The organism is uncultured Methylibium sp. (assembly GCF_902826655.1).
Classification (GTDB): domain Bacteria; phylum Pseudomonadota; class Gammaproteobacteria; order Burkholderiales; family Burkholderiaceae_C; genus Methylibium.
Genome location: NZ_CADEFR010000127.1, coordinates 1 through 2721, shown reverse-complemented (window position 1 = coordinate 2721; position 2721 = coordinate 1). Strand labels below are relative to the sequence as shown.

The 2721-nt window shown below is 66.2% G+C and carries 2 protein-coding genes and 1 pseudogene; all 3 read left to right on the top strand.

The window, feature by feature from the left end; translation table 11 throughout:
• Nucleotides 1-989, top strand: a 989-nt coding sequence (gene atpA, locus QZV97_RS20700; protein WP_295647285.1) for a F0F1 ATP synthase subunit alpha, incomplete at its 5' end; no start/stop codon positions are given.
• A gap of 36 nt (nucleotides 990-1025) precedes the next feature.
• Nucleotides 1026-1901, top strand: a complete 876-nt coding sequence (gene atpG / locus QZV97_RS20695) for a F0F1 ATP synthase subunit gamma (protein ID WP_295647283.1) — start codon at nucleotides 1026-1028, stop codon at nucleotides 1899-1901.
• Between the two features lie 45 nt (nucleotides 1902-1946).
• Nucleotides 1947-2721 (top strand): annotated as a pseudogene (locus tag QZV97_RS20690) (F0F1 ATP synthase subunit beta); the annotation flags it as partial.

Sequence of the window (2721 nt, the reverse complement as noted above, 5' to 3'; positions counted from 1 at the left end):
TCAACCAGAAGGGTCAGAACATGACCTGCGTCTACGTCGCGATCGGCCAGAAGGCTTCGTCGATCAAGAACGTGGTGCGCGCGCTGGAAGCCAACGGGGCGATGGACTACACGATCGTCGTCGCGGCCTCGGCCTCGGAGTCGGCAGCGATGCAGTACGTCAGCGCCTACTCGGGCTGCACGATGGGCGAGTACTTCCGCGACCGCGGCCAGGACGCGCTGATCATCTATGACGACCTGTCCAAGCAGGCCGTCGCGTACCGCCAGGTCTCGCTGCTGCTGCGCCGCCCGCCGGGCCGCGAAGCCTTCCCCGGCGACGTGTTCTATCTCCACAGCCGCCTGCTCGAGCGCGCCGCGCGCGTGAACGCCGACTACGTGGAAGCGTTCACCAAGGGCGCCGTGAAGGGCAAGACCGGCTCGCTGACCGCGCTGCCGATCATCGAGACGCAGGCCGGCGACGTGTCCGCGTTCGTGCCGACCAACGTGATCTCGATCACCGACGGCCAGATCTTCCTGGAAACCAACCTGTTCAACGCCGGCATCCGCCCCGCGATCAACGCCGGCATCTCGGTGTCGCGCGTCGGCGGTGCGGCGCAGACCAAGCTGGTCAAGAGCCTGTCGGGCGGCATCCGGACCGACCTCGCGCAGTACCGTGAACTGGCGGCCTTCGCGCAGTTCGCGTCCGACCTGGACGAGGCGACCCGCAAGCAGCTGGACCGTGGCGCGCGCGTGACCGAACTGCTCAAGCAGCAGCAGTACCAGCCGCTGCCGATCAGCCTGATGGCGGCGACGCTGTTCGCGGTCAACAAGGGCTACCTCGACAACGTGGACGTGAAGAAGGTGCTCGGCTTCGAGCACGGCCTGCACCAGCACCTGAAGACCAGCCATGCCGCGCTGCTGAAGAAGCTCGAGGACAACAAGGCGATGGACAAGGATGCCGAGGCCGAGCTGTCCGGCGCGATCGACGCCTTCAAGAAGAGCTTTGCCTGAGCCCACTGACCTGACCCTTTAGAGAAGGAGCGCGTCATGGCAGCCGGCAAAGAGATCCGCGGCAAGATCAAGAGCGTCGAGAACACCAAGAAGATCACCAAGGCCATGGAGATGGTCGCGGCGTCGAAGATGCGCAAGGCGCAGGAGCGCATGCGCTCCGCGCGCCCTTACGCCGACAAGATCCGCAACATCACCGCCAACCTGGCGACCGCCAATCCCGAGTACACGCACCCCTTCGTGGCGGTGAGCGCGGGCGCGGCCAAGGCGGCCGGCTTCGTGGTGGTGACGACCGACAAGGGCCTGTGCGGCGGCCTCAACACCAACGTGCTGCGCGCCGTCACCGGCAAGCTGCGCGAGCTGGAGTCGCAGGGCGTGAAGGCCGAGGCCGTGGCCATCGGCAACAAGGGCCTGGGCTTCCTGAACCGCATCGGTGCCAAGGTGGTGTCGCACGCGACGCAGCTGGGCGACACGCCGCACCTCGAGAAGCTCATCGGTCCGGTGAAGGTGCTGCTCGACGCCTACGCCGAAGGCAGGCTCAACGCCGTCTACCTCTGCTACACGAAGTTCCTGAACACGATGAAGCAGGAGCCGGTGGTCGAGCAGCTGCTGCCGCTGTCGGCCGACAAGATGAAGGCCGATGCCGGCGAGCACGGCTGGGACTACCTCTACGAACCCGACGCCAAGACGGTCATCGACGACCTGCTGCTGCGCTACGTCGAGGCGCTGATCTACCAGGCGGTGGCCGAGAACATGGCTTCCGAGCAGTCGGCGCGCATGGTCGCGATGAAGGCCGCGACCGACAACGCCGGCACGCTGATCGGCGAGCTCAAGCTGGTCTACAACAAGACCCGGCAGGCAGCGATCACCAAAGAGCTCTCAGAGATTGTCGGGGGCGCGGCGGCCGTCGGCTGACGCGATCTCGGACCCAACGAATTCGGATCAATCGAGGAAAACGAAATGGCGAACACCCAAGCTGCCGTCGGCAAGATCGTCCAGTGCATCGGCGCTGTGGTCGACGTGGAATTCCCGCGCGACCGCATGCCCAAGGTCTACGACGCGCTGAAGATGGAAGGCTCGGCGCTGACGCTCGAAGTCCAGCAGCAGCTCGGTGACGGCGTGGTCCGCACCATCGCGCTGGGCTCGTCGGACGGCCTGCGCCGCGGCCTGATGGTCAGCAACACCGGCGCCGCGATCACCGTGCCGGTCGGCAAGGCCACGCTCGGCCGCATCATGGACGTGCTGGGTAATCCGATCGACGAGCGCGGCCCGGTCAGCGCCGAGCTGTCGATGCCGATCCACCGCAAGGCCCCGGCCTACGACGAGCTGAGCCCCTCGCAGGAGCTGCTCGAGACCGGCATCAAGGTCATCGACCTGATCTGCCCGTTCGCCAAGGGCGGCAAGGTCGGCCTGTTCGGCGGCGCCGGCGTCGGCAAGACCGTCAACATGATGGAGCTGATCAACAACATCGCGAAGGCGCACTCGGGCCTGTCGGTGTTTGCCGGCGTGGGCGAGCGCACCCGCGAGGGCAACGACTTCTATCACGAGATGTCGGACTCCAAGGTCGTGGTCCAGGAGGACCTGACGCAGTCCAAGGTCGCGATGGTCTACGGCCAGATGAACGAGCCCCCGGGCAACCGCCTGCGCGTGGCGCTGACGGGCCTGACGATCGCCGAGTCCTTCCGCGACGAAGGCCGCGACGTGCTGTTCTTCGTCGACAACATCTACCGCTACA

Bases quoted from the DNA above. Each gene is read 5' to 3' on its own strand.
- atpG (WP_295647283.1), top strand. From the start codon at position 1,026: ATGGCAGCCGGCAAAGAGATCCGCGGCAAGATCAAGAGCGTCGAGAAC.